Source organism: Mycobacterium sp. 1165196.3 (assembly GCF_001673415.1).
GTDB classification, from domain to species: domain Bacteria; phylum Actinomycetota; class Actinomycetes; order Mycobacteriales; family Mycobacteriaceae; genus Mycobacterium; species Mycobacterium europaeum_A.
Map to the genome: position 1 here is coordinate 1 of NZ_LZLU01000274.1, position 568 is coordinate 568.

Sequence of the window (568 nt, forward strand, 5' to 3'; positions counted from 1 at the left end):
TCACGCTGAGCCGCAATCAGTTTGAGTACAGCAAGAACAAGCTGGCCGGATTGCCGACCAGTCGCAACATCGAGGTGCGGTTGCAGGGCTGGGAAGAGTTCGAGGACAATGTCGACCGGATCGTCACGATTGGCGCCTTCGAAGCTTTCAAGATGGAGCGCTATCCCGCATTTTTCGAACGCGCCTACGAGATCCTTCCCGACGACGGCCGAATGCTGTTGCACACCATCTTGACCTACACGCAAAAGCAGCAGCACGAGCGCGGTGTTTCGATCACGATGAGCGATATCCGATTCGCTCGATTCATCGGCCAGGAAATTTTCCCGGGTGGACAACTCCCGGCGCAGGAAGACATTTTCAAATTCGGCGAGGCGGCGGGCTTCACGATCGAGCGGGTGCAGCTGCTGCAGCAGCATTACGCGCGGACCCTCAACATCTGGGCGGCCAATCTGGAGGCCAATAAGGACAAGGCGGTCGCCCTGCAGTCCGAAGAGGTCTACGACAAGTACATGCACTACCTGACCGGCTGCGAAAACTTCTTCCGCAAGGGTGTCACCAATGTGGGGCA

Annotated in this window: 1 protein-coding gene; it reads left to right on the forward strand. The window is 57.6% G+C overall.

The annotated features are described in order from the left end of the window. A partial coding sequence (locus A5659_RS26325) for a class I SAM-dependent methyltransferase (RefSeq protein WP_067185378.1) occupies window positions 1-568 on the forward strand: 568 nt, incomplete at both ends.